The sequence below is a fragment of the Gilvimarinus gilvus genome, assembly GCF_030518155.1.
Classification (GTDB): domain Bacteria; phylum Pseudomonadota; class Gammaproteobacteria; order Pseudomonadales; family Cellvibrionaceae; genus Gilvimarinus; species Gilvimarinus gilvus.
In genome coordinates, this window is the sequence record NZ_JAULRU010000454.1 from 1 (window position 1) to 339 (window position 339).

The following is a 339-nucleotide window of genomic DNA, read 5'->3' on the forward strand; positions in this document are numbered from 1 at the left end:
GTAGACGATGGAAAAGAAAAGAAGCCCAAAAAAGTCAGAGTAAATCTTGAAATTTTAGACCAAGAATGGGAAACCATAAAAAAACGAAAAGCAACAAAAGAAGAAGTTGAGCTAGAATACGTAACCTATAAACTAGTTAAAGAAAAAGGGAAAGAAGTAGAAAAAGAAATAAGAACAGTAGTTGATTTAGACTACGACCAAAATGAATATAGAATTCCTTTTAAACCAATTTCGGGTTGTGAATTTAATGTTTGTGAAGATCACACAAATAAATCATCTAAAGACAATGGCTACCAAATTGTAATGCTTGCCAAAAATAAAAATGGCTATTTAAACATG

General features: G+C 30.4%; 1 protein-coding gene. It reads left to right on the forward strand.

Translation table 11 applies throughout. The features are described 5' to 3' along the window. Window positions 1-339, forward strand: a 339-nt coding sequence (locus QWI17_RS08845; protein WP_302722155.1) for a hypothetical protein, incomplete at both ends; no start/stop codon positions are given.